22 protein-coding genes are annotated in these 24631 nt (G+C 69.9%); 10 read left to right on the top strand and 12 right to left on the bottom strand.

Translation table 11 applies throughout. The features are described 5' to 3' along the window. The first annotated feature begins 8 nt into the window (after positions 1–8). Positions 9–1682, top strand: a complete 1674-nt coding sequence (locus NBY69_RS29375; RefSeq protein WP_250304926.1) for an FAD-dependent oxidoreductase — start codon at positions 9–11, stop codon at positions 1680–1682. A gap of 128 nt (positions 1683–1810) precedes the next feature. Here the strand turns inward: NBY69_RS29375 and galE are convergent, their stop codons facing one another. Both galE and NBY69_RS29385 read right to left on the bottom strand, forming a co-directional pair. After that, positions 1811–2803 carry a UDP-glucose 4-epimerase GalE gene (gene galE / locus NBY69_RS29380; protein ID WP_250304927.1) on the bottom strand — a complete coding sequence of 331 codons (993 nt, stop codon included), beginning with the start codon at positions 2801–2803 and terminating at the stop codon, positions 1811–1813. Positions 2804–2918: 115 nt separating this feature from the next. Further along, positions 2919–3431 (bottom strand): hypothetical protein, encoded by a 513-nt coding sequence (locus NBY69_RS29385; protein WP_250304928.1) that lies wholly within the window; start codon positions 3429–3431, stop codon positions 2919–2921. 354 nt (positions 3432–3785) lie between these two features. On the opposite strand from NBY69_RS29385, the gene NBY69_RS29390 reads away from it, so the two are divergent. From NBY69_RS29390 to NBY69_RS29400, 3 genes are all read left to right on the top strand, one after another. After that, positions 3786–4097, top strand: coding sequence for a chaplin family protein (locus NBY69_RS29390; protein WP_250304929.1), 312 nt, complete (start codon positions 3786–3788; stop codon positions 4095–4097). Positions 4098–4106: 9 nt separating this feature from the next. After that, the gene (locus NBY69_RS29395; protein ID WP_250304930.1) at positions 4107–5276 is read left to right on the top strand and encodes a hypothetical protein; all 1170 of its coding nucleotides are present in this window, start codon (positions 4107–4109) and stop codon (positions 5274–5276) included. 126 nt (positions 5277–5402) lie between these two features. Beyond that, positions 5403–5735, top strand: a complete 333-nt coding sequence (locus tag NBY69_RS29400) for a DUF6191 domain-containing protein (protein ID WP_250304931.1) — start codon at positions 5403–5405, stop codon at positions 5733–5735. A 156-nt stretch (positions 5736–5891) separates the two neighbouring features. Here NBY69_RS29400 and NBY69_RS29405 read toward each other — a convergent pair whose 3' ends face one another. Further along, entirely contained in the window at positions 5892–8063 is a 2172-nt protein-coding gene (locus NBY69_RS29405; RefSeq protein ID WP_250304932.1) for a hypothetical protein, read from the bottom strand. Between the two features lie 64 nt (positions 8064–8127). After that, entirely contained in the window at positions 8128–8256 is a 129-nt protein-coding gene (locus NBY69_RS37430) for a hypothetical protein (RefSeq protein WP_284349619.1), read from the bottom strand. Positions 8257–8494: 238 nt separating this feature from the next. On the opposite strand from NBY69_RS37430, the gene pip reads away from it, so the two are divergent. After that, positions 8495–9454, top strand: coding sequence for a prolyl aminopeptidase (gene pip, locus NBY69_RS29410; protein ID WP_250304933.1), 960 nt, complete (start codon positions 8495–8497; stop codon positions 9452–9454). Positions 9455–9457: 3 nt separating this feature from the next. Here pip and NBY69_RS29415 read toward each other — a convergent pair whose 3' ends face one another. Further along, positions 9458–9829: a hypothetical protein gene (locus NBY69_RS29415; RefSeq protein ID WP_250304934.1), complete on the bottom strand. Its 372-nt coding sequence runs from the start codon at positions 9827–9829 to the stop codon at positions 9458–9460. A gap of 102 nt (positions 9830–9931) precedes the next feature. Between NBY69_RS29415 and sigJ the strand changes: the two genes are divergently transcribed. Further along, positions 9932–10831, top strand: a complete 900-nt coding sequence (gene sigJ / locus NBY69_RS29420) for an RNA polymerase sigma factor SigJ (protein ID WP_250304935.1) — start codon at positions 9932–9934, stop codon at positions 10829–10831. Positions 10832–10932: 101 nt separating this feature from the next. Here the strand turns inward: sigJ and NBY69_RS29425 are convergent, their stop codons facing one another. Next, positions 10933–11736, bottom strand: coding sequence for a sulfite exporter TauE/SafE family protein (locus NBY69_RS29425; protein WP_250304936.1), 804 nt, complete (start codon positions 11734–11736; stop codon positions 10933–10935). An 85-nt stretch (positions 11737–11821) separates the two neighbouring features. Between NBY69_RS29425 and NBY69_RS29430 the strand changes: the two genes are divergently transcribed. Further along, positions 11822–12604: a helix-turn-helix domain-containing protein gene (locus NBY69_RS29430; RefSeq protein ID WP_250304937.1), complete on the top strand. Its 783-nt coding sequence runs from the start codon at positions 11822–11824 to the stop codon at positions 12602–12604. A gap of 190 nt (positions 12605–12794) precedes the next feature. Here NBY69_RS29430 and NBY69_RS29435 read toward each other — a convergent pair whose 3' ends face one another. The 3 genes from NBY69_RS29435 to NBY69_RS29445 all read right to left on the bottom strand — a co-directional run bounded on the left by NBY69_RS29435 (position 12795) and on the right by NBY69_RS29445 (position 16865). Then, a complete protein-coding gene (locus NBY69_RS29435; RefSeq protein WP_284349624.1) occupies positions 12795–14384 on the bottom strand; it encodes an FAD-dependent monooxygenase in 1590 nt (529 codons plus the stop codon). A gap of 84 nt (positions 14385–14468) precedes the next feature. Continuing rightward, positions 14469–15098: a TetR family transcriptional regulator gene (locus NBY69_RS29440; RefSeq protein ID WP_250304938.1), complete on the bottom strand. Its 630-nt coding sequence runs from the start codon at positions 15096–15098 to the stop codon at positions 14469–14471. 183 nt (positions 15099–15281) lie between these two features. Continuing rightward, positions 15282–16865: a hypothetical protein gene (locus tag NBY69_RS29445; RefSeq protein WP_250304939.1), complete on the bottom strand. Its 1584-nt coding sequence runs from the start codon at positions 16863–16865 to the stop codon at positions 15282–15284. A 205-nt stretch (positions 16866–17070) separates the two neighbouring features. On the opposite strand from NBY69_RS29445, the gene NBY69_RS29450 reads away from it, so the two are divergent. Beyond that, positions 17071–17862, top strand: a complete 792-nt coding sequence (locus NBY69_RS29450; protein WP_250304940.1) for a sirohydrochlorin chelatase — start codon at positions 17071–17073, stop codon at positions 17860–17862. A gap of 281 nt (positions 17863–18143) precedes the next feature. Then, positions 18144–18773 (top strand): HAD family hydrolase, encoded by a 630-nt coding sequence (locus tag NBY69_RS29455; protein ID WP_250304941.1) that lies wholly within the window; start codon positions 18144–18146, stop codon positions 18771–18773. Between the two features lie 492 nt (positions 18774–19265). Here NBY69_RS29455 and NBY69_RS29460 read toward each other — a convergent pair whose 3' ends face one another. Further along, on the bottom strand, positions 19266–20081 hold the full coding sequence (locus tag NBY69_RS29460; RefSeq protein WP_250304942.1) for a family 1 encapsulin nanocompartment shell protein: 816 nt from the start codon (positions 20079–20081) through the stop codon (positions 19266–19268). Positions 20082–20115: 34 nt separating this feature from the next. Beyond that, entirely contained in the window at positions 20116–21087 is a 972-nt protein-coding gene (locus NBY69_RS29465) for a Dyp-type peroxidase (protein ID WP_250304943.1), read from the bottom strand. Positions 21088–21251: 164 nt separating this feature from the next. Between NBY69_RS29465 and NBY69_RS29470 the strand changes: the two genes are divergently transcribed. Beyond that, positions 21252–23774 (top strand): ATP-dependent Clp protease ATP-binding subunit, encoded by a 2523-nt coding sequence (locus tag NBY69_RS29470; protein ID WP_284349628.1) that lies wholly within the window; start codon positions 21252–21254, stop codon positions 23772–23774. Positions 23775–23895: 121 nt separating this feature from the next. Here NBY69_RS29470 and NBY69_RS29475 read toward each other — a convergent pair whose 3' ends face one another. After that, positions 23896–24489 (bottom strand): isochorismatase family protein, encoded by a 594-nt coding sequence (locus NBY69_RS29475; protein ID WP_250304944.1) that lies wholly within the window; start codon positions 24487–24489, stop codon positions 23896–23898. Positions 24490–24631 lie beyond the last annotated feature (142 nt).

The following is a 24631-nucleotide window of genomic DNA, read 5'->3' on the forward strand; positions in this document are numbered from 1 at the left end:
CAGCTGAGATGGCTTCCCAGGAACACCCGTGCACGTACGACGTGGTGGTCGTCGGCTCCGGCGCCGCCGGATTCGCCGCCGCGATCACTGCCAGGCTGCGCGGCCTGACCGCGCTGATCGTCGAGAAGACCGACCGCTACGGCGGTTCCACCGCACTGTCCGGTGGTGCGATATGGGTCCCCGGCAACTTCCACCTGGACGCCGCCGCACTCGGCGACACACGCGAGAAGGCCCGCGCGTACCTCGACGCCACCGTCGGGGACCGGGTACCGGGCGCACGCAAGGACGCCTATCTGACCCACGGGCCCCGCATGGTCGAGGAGTTCCACCAGAAGACCGAGGTGCGCTTCATGTACACCCCGGGCTACTCGGACTACTACCCGGAGCGGCTCGGCGGCATGGCCCTCGGCCGCTCCGTCGAACCACGGATCGTCGACCTCAAGCGGCTCGGCGAGGCCCGGCACACCCTGCGCCGGGCGGGACTTCCCACGTACGGCCTCACCATCACCTCGTACGACTTCCGCTTTCTGAACATGTCGGGCCGCACCTGGGCGGGCCGCCGCAAGGCGCTCCGCTTGGCCGGACGTGCGGCCGGGGCGCTGCTCAGGGGACGGAAACTGCTCTCGCTCGGCGAGGCACTGATCGCCCGGATGCGGCTGTCGTACGACAGACTCGGCGGCGAACTGTGGCTGCGGACCCCGCTCACCGGTCTCGTCACGCAGGACGGCAAGGTGACCGGCATACGGGTCCAGCGCGACGGCCGGGAACAGACGATCCACGCCAGGGGCGGTGTGGTGCTCGCCTCCGGCGGCTTCTCGCACGACCAGCGGCTGCGCGAGAAGTACCTGCCCGCACCGACCTCGGCCGACTGGACCCACGCCTCGGAGGGCCAGACCGGCGACGCGCTGCTGCTCGGCGAGGAACTGGGCGCCGCTACCGGCCTGCTCGACAAGGTGTGGGGTGCGCCGTCGCTCTGCCCGCCCGGGGAGAAGCCGTTCTTCCTGGTCGCGGACCGGGGCATCCCCGGCATGGTGATCGTCAACGCGGCGGGGGAGCGGTACGCCAACGAGGCCGCCCCGTACCACGATTTCGTGGACCGCATGTATGCCTGTGACCGCCCCGACGCGACCACCGTCCCGTCCTGGATGATCCTCGACGCCTCCTCCAGGGCCCGCTACATCTTCGCCGGCCTCCTCCCCGGACAGCCCTTCCCGAAGGCCTGGCGGGAGAGCGGCTTCCTGCGGCAGGCGCCGACTCTCGACCAACTGGCCGGGCAGCTCGGGGCGCCCGAACTGCCCGCCACCGTAAGCCGTTTCAACGGCTTCGCAGCCGCCGCCAAGGATGAGGACTTCGGCCGGGGTGACAGCGTCTACGACCGCTACTACGGCGACCCGACCCTCCCCAACCCCAACCTGGCACCCTTGGCGAAGGGCCCCTTCTACGCGGTCCCCGTCCACCCCGGGGACATCGGCACCAAGGGCGGGCTGATCACCGACCCCGACGCGCGGGTGCTGCGGGAGGACGGCACACCCGTCGACGGACTGTACGCCTCGGGAAACTGCGCGGCGGCGGTGATGGGTGCGACCTATCCGGGTCCGGGGGCGACCATCGGCCCGGCAATGGTCTTCAGCTGGGCGCCAGTCAACGCGATCACCGAGAGGCTGCACCGGGCCGCACCGTAGACATCGGGCACAGCCGGGCGGTATCTGTCACCACGGGCGGTACCTGTCCTTACGGTGATGCCCGGACGGCGACACCCGACGGATACCGGGCCCTCGGGGCTGCGCTGTGGGGCCGGGGTGCCGCGGAGCTACCCGGCGAGCCGCTGGTCGCGGACCCCGGCCCAGCGCAGCGAGTCGCGGATGCCTTCCGCGACGCTGAACTTCGGCACCCAGCCGAGCAACTGCTCGGCCCGGTCGCTGCGGGTGAAGGCGCCTGCCACGTCGCCCGGCCGCGGGCCGGTCTCGACCACCGCGACCGGCGGGGTGACCACGCTGTTGAAGGCGTCGACCAACTCGGTGACGGTGGTGCCCGTACCGGTGCCGAGGTTGATCACCGAGGACCTGGCGCCGTCCAGCGCGGCCTCGAACCGCTGGAGCGCGGCCACGTGCGCGGTGGCCAGGTCCCAGACGTGCACGTAGTCGCGGATGCCGGAACCGTCCCGGGTGGGCCAGCCGTTCCCGGTGATCCGGAACGGCACACCCTCGTCATGTGCCTCGATCAGCTTGCCGAGCGCGTGACTGGGCCGCCGCAACTGGAGACCGGTGCGCAGCTCGGGGTCCGCGCCGATCGGGTTGAAGTAGCGCAGGGACAGGATCCGGATCGGCTGTGTGGCCGCGATGTCGGCGAACATGCCCTCGCAGACCGCTTTGGTGCGCGCGTACGGGCTCTGCGGCGCGATCCCGGACTCCTCGTCCACGCTGAAGTCCTCGCCCGGCAGATAGATCGAGCCGGAGGAGCTGAAGATCATCTTCTGGCAGCCGTTGCGGATCAGGTGACCGGCGAAATCCAGGCTCTTGGCCACGTTCGCCCGGTAGTAACCGATCGGGTCAGCGACCGAATCGGGCACCACGATCAGCGCCGCGCAGTGCACGACCGCCTCGATGTCCGGGTGTTCGACGAAGATCCGGTCCACCAGCTCGCCGTCAGCGATGTCGCCCTGGTAGAACGCGCGGTCCTCGGCGAACTCCCGACGGCCCGTCACCAGACTGTCCAGGATCACCGGTGTGATGCCCGCGTCCAGGCAGGCGGAGGAGACCGTGCTGCCGATGTACCCGGCCCCGCCCGAGATCAGTACCTTCATGTCTGGGTTCAACTCCTTCTGTCCGCCCGTTGACCAGGTGGTTTTCGTACCGTGAGCCTAGCCCGGCCGGAGCCGACGGCACGGGTGGTGACCGGCCGGAGCGGATCATGGTGAATCACACGCCGAGGTCGTCACGCATGGCGCGTCTCATCGCACGGAGCACGTCCCAGATCTCGTACTGGGCCCGGCTCGCCGTCTCCATCGCTTCGCCCGGTCCGGGAGCATCCTGCTCCAGGCGCTTGACCTGCCCGTAGACCTTGGTCAGGGCCTGGTTGACGGCACTCGCCCGTCCGAGTACCGCTTCGGGAGCGATCATCTGTGCTTCGGAGTAGCGGTCGCGGTGCGCGTTCTTCGCCTTGTCGAGTGCGTCGATGTCGGCGTCCTCCGCGCCGCGTTCCCTCAAGACGTGCAGGTGGTGATTGAGCGCGGTGGTGAACTGCCGGGCGTCACGGTTGAGATCTGTGTAACAGGTGCGCCGCAGTGAACGGTTCTCGCGCATCTCCTCATGACTACGAACAAGATCTATTTCCCGGCGCTTCGCTCGTTCGGAGCCGCGCTGGGTGAGGAGCGATCCCCCCAGGGTTCCTGCGACACCCGCCACCGCGATGATCACTGAGCTGAGATCCACCGACGCACTCCGCCCCCGTCTTCGGCCACGTGCCCGCTACACATGGCCCGGAGCGACAAGTCTGCCGCTCCTCGGTGTGCCGGGGCCGCCCTTCTCGAAGTGGGTCGGGACGGCTGTACCGGAGTTGGGGGCGGGCGGTGACCACCAGTCACGCCCCACCTGTCGTCCACCCCATACATCAGGGCACGAGGACACGGCGGCACCGACCCGTTCGGGTGTCCGCCGTGTCGGGGTTCGAGGCCGGTCGTTGATCGGGATGCGGCCCGGTCGACGTGGATCGGGCCGCATCCCGTGAGACACGGCGGGCACGGTCTGTACGAGCACCGGGGCCTGTCCCGGGCGGGGAGGAACTCGATGAAGGTGGACATGCTGGGTACGGGCAGCAAGGCGGCGAAGGCCGGTGTGCGAGCCGCGGTGCTGGGTGCGGTGGCAGGGGCCACGCTGCTTCCGGCCGGTGCCGCGCACGCGAGCGTCATCGGGGTCGGTGACGCGGTGTTCGGCAACGCCTGCGTCAACCAGGACCACGGGGTGCGCGCTGCCGGTGCCACGGTGACCGGGAGCGGAGTGGGCGGCGGCAACCACGCCGCTCTGCCGTTGAGCCTGCCACGCAACCACTGCGGCTCCAGCGGCATCGTCTGTACCGCCGTTTTCGGCTCCAGCGTCTGACCTGCCGGGATGGGCGAGTGGCGAACGACCGACCGGACGGCGCCGAGCGTCGCGGAGGGCGCGCTGGTGGGGGAACGTGCGCTCGCGGAGCTGCTGGCGCTGGGCGGTCGGGCGCTGCCTCTGCTCCGCCGGTGGACGGCCTCGGATCCGGCGTGCGGTGTCGCGAGGCTGACCCTGGCGACCTGCGACAGTCTGGGCGACGCGGCACTCAAGGAGCAGTTGGTGGTCGCACACCGGGACGCGCAGACCGCAGGTGAGCGGGAAGCGAGCCTGGTGTACGGCGTGTTCCTCTTCTCGCACCGGCAGTACCGACTGACGGCCGACCACCTGGCGGCGCACTTCGTCCGGTGGCCCGCCGACGAGGTGGCCGGGCTGATGCTGGGGGCCTTCCACGCCTGCGGAGACCCCGTCTACCGTGCGTACGGCGACGCCCTGGTCGAGGAGCAGACGGCCTCGGCCGGCCCGGACAACTGGGCGTGGGTGAGCTGGCTGGCCGCGATCCGGGCCGAACAGGGCCGCATCCAGGAGGCGTACGAGCTGGCCGGACAGGCCCTGGCCCTGAACCCCCGCTCAGGGGTGGCCGTCCACGCCCTCGCGCACACGGAGCACGAACGGGGCACCGGCCACGACGCCGTCGTCTTGCTGGACAGCTGGCTCACCAGCGACCCGCAGGCGGCGCAGTCCCGGCATCTGAACCGGCACGCCGACGGCCGGCCTCCCCTCGTCTTCCACCACCGGGACATCCGCGACCGGATCGTCGGCCAGATCCGCGCCCTCACCCAGCCCGCAGACCCCGTGGGCTCGCTGCCCGAGCACCTCGTCTACCGCGACATCCTCACCGCCCTGCCCACTCTGGACGCCCGCATCACTCTCGCGCTGACCGACCCCGGCTTCCCCGGTACGGAAGAAGCGCGTCGCAGCCGATGGCTGCTGCACCATCCGGCGGTCTGCGTCATCACCCACGAGGAACTCGCAGGCCCCGGTCGCGGCGGCACCATCCACGCCCGCGCACAGGCACTCACCCGACTCCTGACCGCCATCAGCCACCCCGACCCGTCAGCGGTCCCGACGGCACCACCACCAGCTGCTCCCGGCGCCGAGGATCTGGCCATCGGCACCGGACGGGCGTTGTTCACCCCCGCCCACGAACGCCTCCTCGACCGCCATCACAGCCACTGAGCCGTCCGTATTCGCCCTCCGGGTCCCGTGAGACGGTCGCTACCCCAGCTGTCCCCCGTGGGCCCGGCCCCGGAAGTTCTCCGCACCACCAGGGGTGATCCTGGGACGCGCCGCGATACTGGGGGTATGGAATTCGTCGTCTTCATGACTCTGCCAGGACTGGTCATCCTGCTGACCGTGCTGGCCTTCGTCGACCAGTTGTTGTTGCGCGCCGGGCGGGCCGGCGTCCTGCCGTGGCGGAACTGGGCGCGGCAGGGCCAGATATCGGCAACCGGGTTCGAGCAACTGCACGCGACCATGTCGGCGGGGAAGCAGAACGAACTGAAGGAACGGCAATCGGCACTCGTGATGCGGGACGACGAGGAGGACGGGGCGCCGCCGAACCGGACGACGGTGGATCTGGAGCGGGGGACCGTCGTCGTCCGCATGTCGCGGACCGGGCGTCTTCGTGCGTCGTAGGGGCAGTCCGGGCCGATGCCGGCTTCGGGAGACGACGACGCCGGAGTGCTGTTAGGCACTCCGGCGTGACGTCGGGGGCAAGGAAAGCGGAGGGACTAATTTCAGTGAGGTGAGAAGGAAGTCCGTCCATGGCCTCGCCCGGGCCAACGGTAGCAGTCAGCCCGGGATCAGGGCACGCAGATTTTCCGGAGTGATCGTCCGGGAATCGGGGTGCAGGCCGTCCGGGCGTTCCATGCCGATGTAGGTGACGGGGCCGTCCGGGACCGTCGAGCCGTCCCACAGTGTGGTGGCCGTGGCACGGTCGGCCATCAGATCGATGAGGTGACGGACCGTCAGGTACTCGCGCTCGACGATGCCGCGCAGCAGCGTGGCGACCGACACCCGGTTCTCCTCGACCCGGTTGGCGCTCGGGTTGCCCTGGAGGTACAGGTGGAGCCACTTGGCGCGCCAGCGGCCGTCGTGCCCGCGCAGGAAGGCCATCGGCAGCGCGACCCTGCCCGGCCCGCGGACCTCGGACTTCATGCGTACGGTGCGCGGCTCGAAGGGGCGGCCCCGCTGCTCGGCACCGCGCAGCATGAAGCCGAAGAACGACTCCTCGACGGTTTCGAAGCTCTCGCCCGAGAAGATGTTGACCTGCGGGACGATGAAGGTGCCACGCACGGCGTTCAGCCGCAGGTCGATGAACTCCGATGCGCCTTCGGGCGCTTCCGTGATGTCGCCGGAGTGTTCGCCCTCGACCTCGGTGAGGGCGGTGTACGAGAGCCAGCAGACTGTCGCGTACTCGGAGTCGAGCATCAGCGCCGACAGGTCGAAGTCGGTGTCGTGGCTCTTCTGCTTCCAGTGGACGAAGAATCGCAGCAGTTCCCCCTCGACGGGCGAGAGGGAGCCACGTGGCAGCACGCCGAGTCCGGCAGCCGTCGCCTTGCCGCTGAGCGGCAGCGCGACATCGAGGATGTCGGGGTCGATGAGCAGGTGCCCCGGGTCGGGCAGGCGGCGGCGCGTCTCGGAGTCAAGGATGTCGATGAGGCGGATGCGCTCGGGCGGCAGCACGAGGGGGCGGTTGTCGGCGGTGACCCAGGCCCTGCCACGGCTGTTGACGAAGACGCGGCGCTCGCCGGTCTCCCGGGCCCGGTTGTGCAGGTGCTCGCGCACCGACAGCAGGACCCGGCCGGAGACCTGCGGAGCGACCTGTTCGGCGGCGGCTACGACAGCGTCGCGTTCCTCCTGGGTGAGGCACGTGCGTAGCAGCCGGTCCAGGGAGCGGAACAGTTTGCCCGGGGCGGCCGTCAGCAGACGCACCGCCCCGAGGATGTCGTTCGCGCCGAGCAGTTCTTCGAGGTGGCTGTCGAAGGACCGGGCCTCCTTCTCGCCGCGGGCGACGGCGAACACGTCGGCGGCGTACGGCCATTGCGGGTACTCGTGCGGGTGGAGGCGCTCACCGAGGCGCTTGAACGCCTCACGGTGCGTGGATACGTCGGCGAGTTTGGCGGGGGCCTTCTCGATCACCGAGTCGAGTCCGGCGAGCAGCGCGCGGCGGACCCGCCGGGCCGAGACCCGGAAGCGGGTCGGTTCCACGAGGGTCAGGTCACCGCCGGAGAGCGCACAGGCCAGCCGCAGCACGTCGGTGACGGTGTCCAGCAGGAGGTCCCGCCCGGCGTGCAGGCGGACGACGTTGATGACGGCGCGGTTCTCCCGTACGGGGATCGCCTCGGGCTGGGCGCTGTCCACGCAGTGCTCGGCCAGCGAACGGAGGTCGCGCAGACCCTCCTCGCCGAGTGGGGTGGTGCTGCCGGCCAGGGCCAGGTACAGAGCGGTGACCTCGTCGTCCGGGGCGCCGCCCAGATGCAGGACCGTCGTGCGGTCGCCCGCGGCGGCGATCAACTCGTCGTGAGCGGCCAGCATCTCGGCGTACGTGTGCTGGTAGGTGCCGTACGAGGGCAGGGTCAGCAGGTCGACCACACCGGTACGGAGCTGGGCGAGGGTGCCGTCACGCGAGGCGTCGTCGGCGAGCGCCTCGGCGATGCACCGCGTCCAGAAGTCGAAGGTGTCCGGCACGTTGGCGGGGAAGTCGAGGAAGTAGACGTTGTGCTGGACGTGGGCACCGGTGATCTCGCGGACGTTCTCCAGCGTGCGCGTGGCGGTGTCGACGACGGTTTCCTCGGACAGCCCCGACAGATGCTCCAGCAGGGCCGACGAGAGCTTGAAGCCCACGGACATCAGCGCGACATCGAACTGCCGCGCCGCGACATCGCCGTGCCCGGCAGGTCCGGAGGGGGCGGGCAGACGCCGAGCGTGCCGGATGACCAGGGGGTCGAGAGGATGGGACATCCGGGCATGTTCCCAGAACTCCGTGGGGCGGCGCATGCGGGTTTTCGAACGCAGCGCGACGGGTTCAGACGGAGCCGAGCGGCGGGGGCGCCTGGAAGATGCGGCGCAACCACTCGTCGAGGGTGACGAAGTCCGATCCGATGAGGCCCTGGCATGGGTCGACACGATGGCGCAGGGCATGTCCACCGGTCACCGCTGCACGAGAGTGGCTCGTCCTGGGAGCAGCGTTCCCCTCGACAGTACGTCGGCGACGCAGGTGGCAGTACGGAGATGTCGGCCGGGCGCGCGACCTGCCGGTTTCCCGGCAGGCGGCCTGACGCCCATTTCGGAGATGGGCGGGGTGAGCGCGAACGCCAGCGCAACGCCTGTTTCCACAAGGCGTGTTGAAAGGGAAGGCGCTCAACCACGATCGTTCTGTAGGGTCGACGCCCATGGTTGATTTCTACCCTCCCACCAGCCCCTACGACCATGGATTTCTCGACACCGGAGACGGCAACCGCATCTACTACGAGCAGCTCGGGAACCCTGAGGGCAAGCCTGCCCTGAACATTCACGGAGGTCCGGGCGGGGGAGCGCCGCGGCGGCCGACGAGGGCCTGGGACCCCGAGTGCTACCGCGTCATCCGCTTCGACCAGCGGAACTGCGGCCGCAGCACCCCGCACGCCGGCGACCCGGTGGCGGACATGAGTCTGAACACCACGCAGCACCTGATCGACGACATGGAGCGGCTGCGCGAACACCTGGGCATCGAGCGGTGGCTGCTGAACGGCGCCTCCTGGGGGACGACCCTCGCCCTGGCATACGCGCAACAGCACCCCGAGCGGGTCAGCGAGATGGTCGTCCAGTCGGTGACGACGGCCCGCCGCACCGAGATCGACTGGCTCTACCGGGGCGCCGGGTGGTTCTACCCCGAGGCGTGGGACCGGTTCCGGGACGGCGTCCCCGAGGCCGAGCGCGGCGGCGACCTGCTCGCGGCCTACGCGCGCCTGATGGAGCACCCCGACCGGTCGGTCCGGGAGAGGGCCGCTGCCGATTGGCTCGCCTGGGAGGACGCCGTCATCTCGAACGAACCCAACGGTGTACCCGGCATGTACAGCGATCGCGACATCGAAGCGCAGATCGCGTTCGTCCGGATCTGTGCCCACTTCTTCAGCAACGGTGCGTGGCTGGAGGAGGAGCAACTGATCCGGGACGCACACAAGCTGGCCGGTATCCCGGCGGTGCTGGTCCATGGCCGGCACGACATGGGCTGTCCGGTGCAGACGGTGTGGGAGCTGGCGAAGGTGTGGCCGGGCGCGCGGCTCCACATCATCGAGGACTCGGGGCACTCCGGGAGCGACACCCTGGGGGAGACGGTCCGGGCGGCCATCGAGGAGTTCAAGCACCGGTGATCCTCAGTGTGTGTGGCGCCGCGTCAGCGCCAGCACGCTCAGTCCGAACATCAGGACACCCAGGGGGAGATGGACCGACGGTATGTGCGCGATGCCCAGCACGACCTGGACCGAGGCGAGGACGAGGAAACCGGACGCGTGCCAGACGGGCCGGGGCGACCCGCCGCCCGGCTTCCACGCCAGCACCGCCGCGAGCACGTACAGCATCGACGCCCCGTACATCACACGGGCTCCGGCACTGTGCAGCGTCTCTCCGTACGACGAGGTCAGCAGCAGTCCGGCGGAGACCGCTTGAAGGAAGATGGTGAGCGTCTGCAGGGCGATCGCGATCTGCAGAAACGAGAAGCGCCGTTGTGCCGCCGCCTGGGTTGCCATGCCTCGGTCCTCTTTTCCGCCCGGAGGGCGGTAGATCGATAAGGTCTCACCAGCCCGACGACGCGGGCGTGCGAAAGGTAAGGCGAGGAGGCGGTCGGGAGCATGGGGACGGCTGGGACGAGCACCGACGGGACGGCCGGTGAGCGGCGCCAACTGATCAATGTCGCCTACCGGTTGCTCGGTTCGCTGGCCGAGTCCGAGGACGCCGTACAGGAGGCCTACGCGCGCTGGTACGCGCTGCCACGGAGTCGGCAGGACGAGATCGTGTCCCCCGGCGCCTGGCTGACGACGGTGACCGGCCGCATCTGCCTGGACGTGCTCGGCTCGGCGCGGGCCCGGCGCGAACGCTATGTCGGCGCATGGCTGCCCGATCCGCTGCCCGACCACGCCGAGCGGGACCACGGCCATGACACCGACCCGGCCGACCAGATGGTTCTGGACGAATCGGTGACCATGGCCTTCCTCGTCGTCCTGGAGTCGATGACACCCGCCGAGCGAGTGGCATTCGTCCTGCACGACGTCTTCCGGTACCCCTTCGCCGAGATCGCCGGCGTCCTCGGCCGGACCCCAGCGGCCTGCAAGCAGCTCGCGGCCTCCGCCCGGCGGCGGGTGCGCGTCGAGCGGACTCCGGTGACGGCGGCAGGGCAGGCCGGTGTGGTGCGGCAGGTCAAAGAGGCATGGGAGACCAAGGACATCGCGGCCCTCGTCGAACTCCTCGACCCGGCCGCCGTGATGACCGCCGACGGCGGCGGCCTGGTCGGTACCGTCCTGCGCCCGATCGAAGGCGGCGCGCGCATCGCCCAGTACATGGTCGCCATCGCCGACAGGGCTCCGGGCCTCGAACTCCTGGAGCGGTCGGTCAACGGTGTGCCGGGCCTGGTGGCCCAGCGTGCGGGCGCCGTCATGACCGTTGCCTCGTTCGATGTCACCGACGGGCGCGTCACCCGGATCTGGGCGGTCCGCAATCCGGAGAAACTGCGGCCGTGGGTGCGGGACGAGTAGGTCCTCTCCGGCGGACCAGGGTCGGACAAGGTCTGGACCGACGGACCGACGGACCGACGGACCGACGGACCGACGGACCGACGGACTGACAGACCGACGGCCTAGACCGGGAGCAGCATCGCGACCGTCACCGTGGCGAGCAGCCCCGTGTACGCCCAGGCGTAGGTGCGGTCGGGGATCCGCGGCGGGCGCCGCCGCAGCACCGCGATCACGGGCAGAGCCCCGAGGAGCAGCGCCGAGGCGGCGCGGAGGTCGATGAGACCCACCAGGTGCACGTGCGCGTCCGCGGCGGCCGGGACCGCGGCGCCGCCCAGGGACAGTGCGGTGGCAGGCAACGCGATGGCGAGGGTCAGAGGGTTGGCCAGCGCCGTCGCCACGTGCATCGTGTGCCCGGCCCGCCGCATCGCGGGAACGGTCATGACGCTGCCTCCCACACCGAGGAAGGCGGCGACCGCGCCGACCGGCGCACCGAGGACGGCCGACAGCGGACGCGGAGCTTCGGAGGCCGCCTCGGCCCGGGTGCGCGGGCGCAGGAAGCCGGGCCGCAGAAGCAGGTCGGCAATGGTGAGAACGATGTACGCGACGAACGCCCAGCGGGCCGGACCGGCCGGGGTGAAGCGGGTGGCGAGCGAGCCGGCCGAGGCCCCGACCGCCAGCAGCAGGAGCAGCGGGCCGCTGCCGCGGAGGGCGAGAAGCACCCGCCGCGGTGTGACGGCCGTCGCGAACCCCGCGTTCACCACCATCACCAGGGCGGAGGTGGCCGTCGCCACCCGCATCGCGTCCGCGCCGAGCGTGGCGTCCACCCACACCACGACCGGCACCGCGACGAACCCGCCGCCGAAACCGAACAACACGGTCGTCACTCCGGTGAGGAGCCCGATCCCGATCAATCCCACAACGTCCATGGGTTCCACTTCACCAGCCCCCACAGGCTTCCCGCATGCGATGGTCGGCACCATTCCTTCGCGTCTCGGCCAGTAGAATGGCCGGGTGAAGAACGTCTCGCTGGACGGCGTCGACCACGTCGACCGGGCCGTCCTGCCGATCGGCACCGACTACCCGCCCGGCCATGTACTGGACTGGCACGAGCACCGGCGCGCGCAGTTCCTCTACGGCGCCACCGGCGTCATGGTCGTCGACACCGCCGAGGGCAGCTGGACCGTCCCGCCCGAGCGCGCCGTACTGATTCCGGCCGCCACCCGGCACCGGGTCCGCATGATGGGGGTGAGTACCCGGAGTCTGTACATCGAGCCGGACGCCGTCCCCTGGTGGCCCGTCTCCTGCACGGTCGTGGACGTTTCGCCGCTGCTGCGCGAACTGCTCCTGGCCGCCGTCGAGTTCGAGGCCGACTACCGCCTTTCCGGGCGCGAGGGAAGCATCGCCGCGCTCCTCCTGTACGAGATCGCCGAGCGCTCCCCGCTCCCGTTCCACGTCGGGATTCCCGCCTCCGCGGATCTCGCGGGGCTCTGCCGCGCGTACCTGGCAGCCCCCGATGCCGGCGTCACCAACACCGGGTGGGCCGCGAGGGTGGCCATGAGTGAACGGGCCTTCACCCGGCGCTTCCGCTCCGAGACCGGTGACAGCCCCGCCGCCTGGCGGGCCCGCGCCCGTCTGCTCGCGGCCGTCCCGCTGCTGCGCACCGCCTCGGTCAGCGAGGTCGGCGGCCGTCTCGGCTACGCCTCTCCCGCCGCGTTCACCGCTGCCTTCACGCGCGCCTTCGGGATGCCCCCGTCCCGCTTCGCCGCGACCCGCCAGGGCAGCCGCAGCTCCTGACGGCACCCCGACGTTCCGGGCCCGGCGAAGATCGACCGGACAGGTCCTGGTCGTCGAGCAGCCGCCACGCGATGAGGGCGAGTCCGGCCCGTGCCCACCCGGTGGACCCGGTGACGGGAACTTCCGGGCGGGGAACGCCTCATAGGTGGTACCGGCGTTCGTCCTGCCGCCCGGGGCCCCTCGTCGACCCTCAGGTCGTTCCGAGGGGTTCCGGCTCGCAGCGGGCGGGTTCGGTGACGCCGAACCAGCGCTGGGCGGCTGTCCGGAGGGCGTCCAGGTCGGCCGGGTCGGGGTGCGGCAGGGCTGTTGCCCATGCCACGTAGCAGTCGGGGCGCAGCAGCAGGGCGGTGACCGCAGGGGCGGCGGGCCCGGGTTGCGCGGTGACGATGTCCACCTGATCGCGGCAGTGCGCGAACGCCTGCGCGACTGATGCGTCCTCGGTCAGGTCGAGCAGCAGTGGCCGTGCGCTGGTGGTGAGTTCCGCCAGCCGGACCGCACCGGCCGGAGTGCTCAGTTCCATGTCCGGTACGAACCGGCCGACCAGGGGGTGGGCGTCGGGCCCGCCCATGGCGTAGCGGATGTCGGTGCCCGCCGTGAGGTCGGCGAGGTGCTGGACGGTGCTCGGGTGGCCGAGAAGTTCGGTGAACAGCTCACGCAGCGCGGTGACGTCGCTGCCGGGGGCGCTCAGCGCGCTCTGCGCCTGGGCGTTGACGACCATGCGGTGGGCCGCTTGCCGGCGCTCGGTCTCGTAGCTGTCGAGCAGTTCGGGCCCGGCGTTGCCGAGGACGGCGGCGGCGAGTTTCCAGCCGAGATTGACCGCGTCCTGCAGACCCAGGTTGAGCCCGGGGCCGCCCCCTTCGGCGTAGACGTGGGCTGCGTCGCCTACGAGGAACACACGACGGTCCCGGAAGCGCTCGGCGACCCGGGTGTTGCCGCCGGTCAACCGGCGCAGCACGTGCGGTCCCTCACCGGTGGGCGGGCTCAGGGGCAGATCTGCGCCGAGTACGCGGTGGATGCTCGCCCCGAGTTCGTCGAGGCTCATCGGCGCCTCGGTCCTGGGCTGGTCCCACTCGGTGGTGCTGACCAGCGGCGGGTGACCGGGGAAGGGCGCGTAGGAGAACCCGCCGTGCTCGGTGCGGTGGGACAGGAATGGCAGGACGGGTCCGTAGCCGGGCACGTTCAGGGCACCGGTCGTGGGATCCACCCATGTCGCCGGTACCGTGGCGTGCGCCGTGCGGGTGGTCCTGCGGTCGTAACTGACGCCGGTGAAGCCGATACCGGACAGCTTGCGCGTGACGCTGCGCGCCCCGTCCGCCCCGACGACGTAACGGGCCCGCAGCCGGTACGTCCCGTCCGTCCCCGCGATGTCCACGGTCGCTGCCGTGTGGTCCTGCGACAGGCCGACGACCTCGTGTCCCCGCCGGAATTCCACCCCGAGTTCGGCGGCCCGCCCCTGAAGGACCTGGACGATGTGCTGCTGCGGCGCTGCCAGACCGTGGACGGGACTGTCCTGCAGCAGGCTCAGGTTCAGGCCCATCGCTGCGAACATGAAGTAGGCCGAGTTCGGCTGCGGCGGCCCGGGTTCGCCGCTGATGCGCTCGTACAGCCCTCGGTGGTCGATCATCCTGACGACCTGGCCGAGCAGCCCGTTCGCCTTCGGCTCCTCGCTCGGCACGGACAGTTTTTCCAGTACGACCGGCCGAATTCCGGCCAAGGCCAGTTCGCAGGCGAGCATCAGCCCGTTCGGGCCGCCTCCGACGATGACGACATCAGTGATCACCAGCGTGTCTCCTTCTGGACGGGTGGAGAAGGGCAGGACGGATCAGCCCGGCACCGACCGGGCGGGATCGGACTTCCTGTCGGCTCAGGAGGCGGGAAGGCCCGCCGCGATCCGTTCGAACACCTCGCGCAGCACCGGGGCGAGCGGGGTGGGCGGATCCGCCCGCAGACAGTGCTCCACGGCCACGGCGCTGCCCGCGCCGATCACCGCGGCAACGAGCTTCGGGTAGACGTCATGGGTGACGTCGGTACCGGTGCGCTCGGCGACGGCCTTGGCCAGTTCCTCCTGTGCGGACGCGTTCGCCTTGACGACCTCCCCTTGCAGGGCCGGTTCGGCCAGCATGAGCCGGAGCCCGTCCGTCCAGCGTTGGTCATGGGCGGAACCCGCGCCGGTTCCGCCCTGCGGGACGAACTGGGTCCGCACGGCGTGGGCGATCGAGTCCCACAAGGGCTCGGTGGCCGGCCGCGCGCGCAGTGAGTCGGCGATGCACAGCATGCGCTCCAGGTGGCCGGCGGCGATCGCCTCGGCCTTACCGGAGAAGTAGTTGCGGAAGGTGCGTACGGACACGTTCGCCGTGGCGGCGATGTCCTCCACCGTCACGTTGTCCCACCCTCGCTGGACGCACAGCCCGATGGTGGCCCGGCTCAGCGCGACGCGGGTCTCCCGCTTCTTGCGCTCCCGCAGTCCGATGCGGGCGTCGTCTCCCTGTGTCATGGAGCCACCGTAAACAAACGTTGCCGAATGGGCAAGTTTTCCGATGCGGCAAAATTCTTCGCCGTGTCCCGCGAACCTGCCCCGGGTGGGGGCGCGCCGCGGTCGCCCTGGCGGGTCAGGTTCCGGGCGGGGGGACGTCGCGGGCCGGGTCGACCTGTACAAGAAGGGTGTCGGTGTTGTGCCTCAGCTCTCGGGAGTGGGAACGAAGATCCCGGTGCGTCCGGTGAGCTGTCCGCGAAGGTGTCCGTCCGTGCTCTCGGCTCCGGTGAGCCAGTCGGCATCGGCCAGGGGGTCGAGGAGCGCCGTCAGCTCTCCCGGGGCATCAAGGGCGCAGAACGTGGCGACTTCGGTCAGGGGCAGGCCGGGGGCGGCGAGTTGTCCGTCCGACCGGGCGTGCGCAGCCGTGTAGAGCGCGAGGAGGCGGGCTGCGGCCGGGGCGTTCTTCTTGCGCATCTTCTTGTCGCTGACGATGCGCTGGGCCCAGCCCGAGATCCGTGGGCGAGCGGCTTTGCTGAGCGCGAGGGGCGCCGCGGCGCCGGGCAGGAAGTCGGGCAGCGTGATCTGGACAGGTTCTTCCGCTCTGGCGGTGAGTACCGTCTCGGGCGCAGCGGTGAGCTGGAGCCAGCCGGTGTCCTGGAGTTCGGCCAGGATGGCCAGCGGGTCGCTGATGCGCCAGCTGGTCAGGTCCTGGCCGACAATGTTGCCGATGCCCCCGCGGGCGGAGCGCAGGGTGAACATCAGGGCCACCAGGCGGGCCTCGGGGGTGGTGCCGATCCGCCGGTCGGTGAGGTACGCCAGGACTCCGCGGGCCGCGCGCCCCTGACCGGCGGTCAACAGCCGCTCCTTCACTACGACTGCGGCCTCGGTCGTGGGGTCGGCGTCCGGGGCGGGCGCCGGTCCGGGGAGATGGACCTCGCGGTTACGACGGGCCTGGTGCATCTCCCGTGTGGTGCGGGCGGCGTCCCGCGCCCTGCTGGCCTCGGCCCGAAGCCCGACATCACCGGCGACGTCGGCCCACTGGCCGAACGCGACAGCCTTCCTCTCGTGCAGGGCGGCCAGGTGCTCCAGATCGATCACCTCGCCGGACTGATAGGCCCGGAACTCGTCCCCCAGCGCGAGGAGTTCGTCCCGCAGGGCTGACGGGGTGAGGTTGGCGGGGATCGTGCGCTGGGCGATCTTCCCCGCTCTCCTGGCCGCCCGGGGCCGTACGACGGTCCGTGTGTTGGTACGGGCGGCCAAGGTGTGCGGCTGAGGCGCCCGGTCCGACGTCGGCGCGATGAAGCCGCCCGGTGCGACCCCCGGCCGCTGGGACGGTGCGGCTTCGGGAGCGGACCCCGAGACCGGGGCGGGGGTGGGCGCGGTGGCCAGGACCCGGCAGTCCGGGACCGAGGCCGCACACCGGCTGCAGATTTCCGCGAGACGCCACAGCCGGCCCTGCCGGTCGGTGGTCACTGCCAGCACCACCGCGCCCCCGCACCGCGATCCCGGCACGGCAGCCTGGGACCGTCGCGGTGCCTCGGCGCTGTGCCAGGAGCACTCGGCGGCACGGCAGGCACAGTACGCACCGGGCCGGGGGCCACCGGACGCCGACAGGTGGGCTCTGATGTGGGCGACAGCAGCCTCGCGCCCCTGGCGGGCGGTGGCATGACTCTGCGGGCGGCATGCGGGCCGACTGCAGACGAGCACGACCGCCGGTGCCCGGTGACGACTGTCGGGGTCCAGGCGTACCTGCCACATCCGGCCGGTCGGAGGCTGAGCCGTCGTCATGTCACGTTCCCCTGCGAATAGCTGAGCATGAAGGTAAACCACCCTATCCACTCGATGCCCTGTCACCTTGCAGTTCCGCAAAACCCTCCGCAGGGACCAATCCGGACACGGACCACGGGGTCGGGGGCGGCCGACCCGTGCATCACGGACAGTAGGCTCTTCATCACTCATTGGATCCACGCCTGCATACGAGAGTGGTACGACAGTGACCAACCTGATCGAGACGCCGCACCCACAGGTCGCGGAGTCGGCCGGCACCGCGATGCTCCTGTTGGCGCACGGCAGCCTCGACCCCCAGTCGCAGGAGTCCACTCGTACGCTCGCCCGCGCGGTCAGGCTGTCACGGGCCTGTCGGGTCGAGGTCGCGTATCTTCGGTACGCCCGCCCCAGGGCCCGTCACGTGGTGCGCACGCTCGCCGAGACGGGACACGATCGTGTGATCGTGGTGCCGCTGCTGTTGACGTCTGCTTTTCACGCCCGGGTCGACCTGCCCAGGGCGCTGTCCGACACGTCGGCCCTGGTGCCGATCGTGACGCCGGTGTTGGGCAGTTCTCAGGGGGTGCCCGACGGGCGGCTGGTAGCGGCGCTGCGGCGTCGCCTCGTCGAGTTGAACGTCGCGTTCGACGCAGTGGTGGTCGTTGCTGCGGGCAGCAGCGACCGTGGCGCGTATGCCTCGGTGACCGCAATGGCATCCGCGTTGGGTGCGGACCTCGGTCTGCCGTGCCTGGCCGGTTTCGCGTCGACCGCTTCGCCGACACCCGGGGAAGCGGTGGCGCAACTACGCCTCGCGGGTGCGAGCCGGATCGTGGTCGCGTCCTATTGCTTTGCTCCTGGCCTGCTGTTCCGCCGGGCGGCCGACTCGTCGACCGCAGCCGGAGCGGTGGGCGTCTCCGAACCGCTGGGTGACGCACCGGAATTGGTGGAGCTCGTGCTGGAACGGTTCCATGAGGCCTGCGATGTGCAGGCCGGAACGAGGGTGTCAACTGAACAGCAGTGACAAGACTTTCCTGACCTGTGCGGCCTTCGCGTAGCCGGGGCATCGCGCAATGATCGAGCTGAGGAAGTCGTACCCGGTACTGCGCGGATCCCGGAACCGACCGGAGGACAAGGTCATGCGGCGCGTACGTATCTGTGCCACAGACCGGCGCATCCCGATTCGAATGTGCAGCTCGGGGCCGCCGGCTGTCCTGTCAGGAGTCGGTCCGAGGTCAACAAGCAAGTCTCAGAGCCTTGTTTCTGAACCGCTGGCCAATTCCTGAGCGGTGAACGGCGGGTGGCATGATCAGCATCATGGATGCGTTGCCGTTTGACGGGGTGCTGTGCGACTTCGACGGAGTCGTGCATCTGTGGGAGCCCGACGGGATGATCGCATTGGACAATGCCTGGGGGCTGATCGAAGGAACATTGGCCGAGGCGGCGTTCGAGCGTGAGCTTCTGCACGCAGCAGTCACCGGCCAACTCAGTGACGAGCAGTGGCGGCGTCAGGTCGCAGAGGACCTGACCCCGGTGTGCGGATCATCCGAGCGAGCACATGAGTTGGTCGAGGCCTGGAGTGCGCTCACCGGCCGAGTCGACACCGAGGTCGTGGGGCTCCTCGGTGCTGTCCGCCGACGGGTTCCGGTGGTTCTGGTCTCCAATGCCACCACGCGCCTGGAGGCGTATCTCGCTGCGGTGGGTTTGACCGACACCTTCGACGCCGTGGTCAACACTGCCCGGATCGGGGTGGCGAAGCCGGACCCACGTGTCTTCGCGATAGCCGCCGAGCGCGTGGGAGTTGACGCGCAGCGATGCCTGTTCGTCGATGACTCTGTCGGCAATGTCACCGCAGCTCGGGCTGTGGGCCTGACCGGCCTGCACTACGAGCACATCGGGCAGATGCGGGACGCGGTCGCTCCGCTGCTCGGTTGAGTGCCCTGTTGCCGGACCTCAGCCGTCGTTCTGCGTTTCAGCCTTCCCGCGTGTCGATGCCCCAGGATTCGCTGGGGCGTCGACCGCCCTCCGGTCCTCTTCGGTACGTTCCTCGAGTTCGACCTCGTCCGGGCGCAGAGGCATGCCCCGCCCGTGGCTGGAATCGGGATTTCCTTCGACGGCCTCTTGTGACTTGTGGTGATGTGCCATGTCTTCTCCCGGTTGTCGATCTTACGGGCCGGTGCCCATGCCGTAAGGGGAGATGATCGGTGGTGGGCAGCGCCTGATCTCAGGGCGAGGTGTCACCGACCGTTCGGGACCGGGCGCCTTCACGCGTGGGCGTTGGGCTTCGTTCGCTGAAGCCGGCACGCAGTTCCCGATGCCGAGGGCTGTACCCACTCAATCGCGTCGGGTACGGCTCTGCAACCGGGAAGGATCCAGGCGGCGGGGCAGCCGAACTCGGCTGGAGCTGTGGGTATGTCCCCGCAGGGGTTACACCCTCGCTGTCGCGGGCCCGATGGCGACGACGGCTTCGTCCGTGTGGACGAGGAAGGTCAGCGTTTCCTGGAAGTAGAGCTGGACGTTGGCCGCGTCGTGCGAGTGGTAGCCGATGGACAGGTCCTGGCCGAGCTGAAGGGTGAAGTCTCCGCCGCGGGTGGACAGCAGGAAGGCGCCGTCGATCGCCGGAGCCCAGACGATCTCGCCGTCCAGCAGGCGCCGCAGGTGCTCGTGGATCGGGTAGCCGTGATCCGATGTCTCGCTCACCGCCGTGTATGCGTCGGCGCTCAGGGCCAGCGTGTAGGCGCCGCCCACCCCGGCCAGGCGTAGCTCGCTGACGGCATGGCTGATCACATCGGGGTACTCCCGGGGGTCTTCGGGCAGCGTCAGCGCCGGATTGCTGGAGGCGGCGCGCAGGCCGGTGATACCCGCCGCGGGGAATCCTTCGAACACGGCGCGGTCCTCGGCGAAGGCGATGAGCCGAGCGGCCTCCTTCACCGGGCCCCAGTCCGCGTCCTGCGCGCCCCGGGCCACGGCGTCGGCCTGCCGGCGCTCGACGGTGAACGGCACCTGCAGCTGAACCACCGGCTGGCTGCGGCGCAGCTGTGCCCGCACGCCGGAGGCCGGTGCCTCGATGTCGTCCAGGTGGCCGGTGTTGACAGCCGCCAGATCCAGGCCGGCGGCCGTCTCGGGTACGTCCACGATGCGGCGGGCTGCGACGTGCCGGGTGAACGTACGCCGGGCCTCCTGTTCCAGGTCGGCCCAGGCGGCGGCGGAGATCGGGGCGAGCTCGCGGTGCAGGTTGTCCATGGCGGCGGTGCTCCTGTTGCTTGTTAGGGTCCTGTCAACGGTTCTTCAAATCGCCGATGTCGAGGGAACCCTGGGCCAGGGCGGGCAGTTCGTCCTCGTCCGACATGTCCTCCAGGAAGCCGGCCGGGGGCGCGTAGAAGAGCGTTCCGGTGATAGCGGTGGAGAAGTCGAGGATGCGGTCGTGGCTGAACGGCCCGTCGCCGAGGAACATGTGGCGCAGCATCTCCTCGGTCACTGCGGGGGTGCGGGAGTAGCCGATGAAGTAGGTGCCGAACTCGCCGCTGCCGGGGCTGCCGAAGGGCATGTTGTCGCGCAGGATCTTCCGCTCGGTTCCGTCCTGGTCGGTGATGGTGTTGAGCGTGACGTGCGAGCCGAGGGTGTCGATCTCGACGTTGGTGAGCTTGCGGCGGCCGATGATCTGCTCCTGCTGTTCGACCGGTAGCTGATTCCAGGCATCCAGGTCGTGCAGGTACTTCTGGACGATCACGTAGGAGCCCCCGGTGAAGTCGGGGTCCTCCGTGCCGACGAGCACGCTGTCGGCGGCCAGCTGCCCGACCGGGTTCTCCGTGCCGTCGACGAACCCGAGCAGGTCGCGCCGGTCGAGGCAGGTGAAGCCGGATACCTCGTCGGCGAGGGCGACCGAGCCACGCAGCCGGGTCATGATCTCGGAGCCGAGAAGGAAGCAGAGGTCCTGGCGGGTGGCGCGGATGTGGAAGAGCAGGTCTCCCGGGGTCGCCGGCGCATGGTGACGGGGGCCGCGCAGTTCCGGGAAGGGGTGCAGTTCTGCCGGACGCGGACCCTCCACGAGGCGGTCCCAGACCTCGGAGCCGAGCCCGGCGACGACACTGAGATGACCGTCAGGATGCCCGAAGCCGACTGCTCGTTGCATTCCCGTGAGGTCCGCGAGCAACTCCCGGACGACGGGCTCGCCGCCCGGGTCGACGGTGAGAACCAGGAAGAGGGAAGAGGTGGTCAGCGGATCGAGTACGGGTTGGGGTTCGGGCATGTACATCATCCTGGCACGGGTGCGATTCCGACGGGCGGGTGAGCGGGCGATGGATATGGCCGAGCATGCCCTGTTCATCCCCCTCTCGGGGCCGGGAAGCCCGGGGGGTGCGATTGACCTAGACTCCGACAAAGGGAAAAAGGGGGATGAGGAGGGCATTTCTCATGTCATTTCCGCCTATAGGCCCCAGTGGATCCTTCGGGGCATCGGATCCGTTCTCCGATCTGCTCAACCGCTTCTTCGGCATGTCCGCGGCCTCTTCGCCGCCCGCTGTGCAGCGCGTCCCGATCGGACGGCTGCTGACCGAGTCCTCGCGTGAATTGATCGCACGAGCGTCGCAGAAGGCAGCTCAGGACGGCAGTGAGGATCTGGACACCGAGCACCTGCTCTGGGCGGCCACCCAGGTCGAACCCTCGCGCTCACTGCTCGCCCGCGCCGACGCGAACCCCGACGAACTCGCCAGAGAGATCGAGGACTCGCTGCCCGCGGGCTCCAGCACCCCCTCGGCCGAACCGGGGCTCAGCCCCGCTGCCAAACGGGTGCTGATCGATGCACATACCCGCTCGCAGGCCGCCGGGTCCTCCTACATCGGCCCTGAGCACATCCTGCAGGCGCTGTTCGACCCCGGCAACGACCAGGCCGCGAGCGTTGCCCAGAACCTCGGCGTCGACACCGGCCGGGTCACCCGCGACGCGAAGGCCGCCGCCCTCAGCGAGACCGGGCAGCCCCCCAGCGAGACGCCGACCCTCGACGAGTACGGCCGCGACCTGACCGCCGACGCCCACGCCGGCAGCCTGGACCCGGTCGTCGGCCGGGCCGAGGAGATCGAGCAGACCGTCGAGATCCTCTCCCGCAGGTCCAAGAACAACCCCGTGCTCACCGGCGAACCAGGTGTCGGCAAGACCGCCATCGTCGAGGGCCTGGCCCAGCGGATCGTCGCCGGAGACGTCCCGAAGACACTGGAGGGCAAGCGGGTCGTCGAACTCGACCTGGCCGGGCTGGTTGCCGGTTCCAAGTACCGCGGTGAATTCGAGGAACGCCTGAAGAAAGTCATCGACGAGGTGACCTCGGCCTCGGACAAGGTGATCCTCTTCGTGGACGAGCTGCACACCGTCGTCGGGGCCGGTTCGGGCGGTGAGGGCGCCATGGACGCGGGCAACATCCTCAAGCCCGCCCTCGCCCGCGGCGAACTGCACCTCATCGGCGCCACCACGCTCGACGAGTACCGCAAGTACGTGGCGAAGGACGCCGCGCTGGAGCGCCGCTTCCAGCCGGTACAGGTGCCCGAGCCGAGCGTCGACGAGACCATCCAGATCCTGGAGGGCCTGCGCGACAGCTACGAGGCGCACCACCAGGTCCGTTTCGCCGACGCGGCGCTGGTGGCCGCTGCTGAGCTGTCCGACCGGTACGTCTCCGACCGTTACCTGCCCGACAAGGCAATCGACCTGATGGACCAGGCCGGCGCCCGGGTACGCCTGCGCTCGCGTGGCAAGTCCAAGGAGGTCCAGGACCGCGAGGACCGCCTGGCGCGACTCAGCAGGGAGAAGGACGAGGCCGTCAAGGGCGAGGAGTTCGACCGGGCCCAGGGACTCAAGCAGCAGATCGGCGAGTTGGAGAACGAGATAACGGAGGTCGAGGAGCGACGTGAGGGTGTCGTCGCGGTCACCGAGCACGACATCGCTGACGTCGTCGCCCGCAAGACCGGCATCCCCGTCGCGCAGCTGACGGAGAGCGAGAGGGAGCGACTGCTCAAACTGGAGGACGCCCTGCACGACCGCGTGGTCGGTCAGGGCGAGGCCGTCCTCGCCATCTCGCAGGCCGTACGCCGCAGCCGGGCCGGCATGGGCGACCCGGACCGGCCGGTGGGCAGCTTCCTCTTCCTCGGGCCCACCGGCGTCGGCAAGACCGAGCTGGCCAAGGCCCTGGCAGGCCTGCTCTTCGGCGACGAGGACCGGCTGGTCCGCTTCGACATGAGTGAGTTCCAGGAGAGGCACACGGTCTCCCGGCTGGTCGGCTCCCCGCCCGGATACGTCGGTTACGAGGAGGCCGGACAGCTCACCGAGAAGGTCCGCCGCCAGCCGTACAGCGTCGTCCTCTTCGACGAGGTGGAGAAGGCGCATCCGGACGTCTTCCACACGCTGCTGCAGGTCCTCGACGACGGCCGGCTCACCGACGCGCAGGGCCGGACCACGGACTTCCGCAACACCGTGGTCATCCTGACCAGCAACATCGGCTCACAGCTGATCCTTGCCCACAAGGGTGAGGTGGACGAGATCAAGGACGAGTTGATGACGGTGCTGCAGGGCCAGTTCCCTCCCGAGTTCCTCAACCGCCTCGACGAGACGATTGTCTTCCACGCGCTGACCGAGGAGGACCTGTCCAGCATCGTCGACCTGCTGCTGGAGCAGAGCCGGCGGCGGGTGCGGGCCCAGGGCTTCGAGCTGGAGGTCACGGGGGCGGCGAAGAAACTGCTGGTCGCCCGCGGCTACCGGCCCGAGTTCGGCGCCCGTCCACTGCGCCGGACGATCCAGACGGAGCTGGACAACCGTATCGCCACGATGATCCTCGCGGGGGAGGTCGAGAAGGGAGACACGCTCGTCGCCGATGTGGCCGACGAGACACTGCAGGTGACGGCGCGTCATCCGGAGGCGGAACGGCCCGAGCAGGAAGCCCGCGCTGCTGCGTAGTCACGTCGGTGCGGCAGCAGGAACTTCCCAAGCCCGGGGCAGCCGGCAGATCCTCACCCGGCTGCCCCGGGCCGGGCATGGGCAGGCGACCCGACGCGGGAGGCAGCGGCCGAGCGGGGGACTATTCCGGTGCCGGCGTCTCGCCGGACACGTCAATGCCTGCCCGGCGGAAGTCGTCCACGGCGGCAGTCGTCGTGTGCGGCGCGACCCCGACCGAGTAGTCGAGACGTACTCGGGCACGGAACCCCGCCGCGACGGCATCCAGCGCGGTGGCACGCACGCAGTGATCCGTGGCGATGCCCACCACGTCGACATCCTTGACCCCGCGGGAATTCAGCCAGTCCGCCAGGGAGGTTCCGTCCGCGTCCGCACCTTCGAAGCCGCTCTTGGAGGCGCTGCGGGCGCCCTTGAAGAAGACGGCCTGCACTTTGCCGTCCGTGACGACGGGTGCGAAGTGGGGGTGGAACTCGCTGCCTTCGCCACCTGCCACGCAGTGCACGGGGAAGCTGTCCCGGTAGTCCGGGTTCTCGGAGAAGTGGCTGCCCGGATCGATGTGATGGTCCCGCGTGGCGACTACGTACTGGTAGTCACGCCCCGCGCTCTGCTCCACCAGATCGGCGATCGCCGAGGCGATGCGCGCGCCTCCCGCGACGGGGACGCTCCCTCCTTCGCAGAAGTCGTTCTGTACATCCACGACGATCAAACCACGGCTCATGACGGACACCTTTCACAACGGTGGATGGAGCACGGGGAGGGGGCGACGGCCCGGGGGTGGGCACTCGGCTCCCGCCGGCCGGTGCGACGGCGGTCAGGCGATCCGTACCGGCGAGCCAAGAGATAGCGGCTCGGCGCCCCTC

It is taken from the genome of Streptomyces sp. A 4/2 (genome assembly GCF_940670765.1).
Taxonomy (GTDB): domain Bacteria; phylum Actinomycetota; class Actinomycetes; order Streptomycetales; family Streptomycetaceae; genus Streptomyces.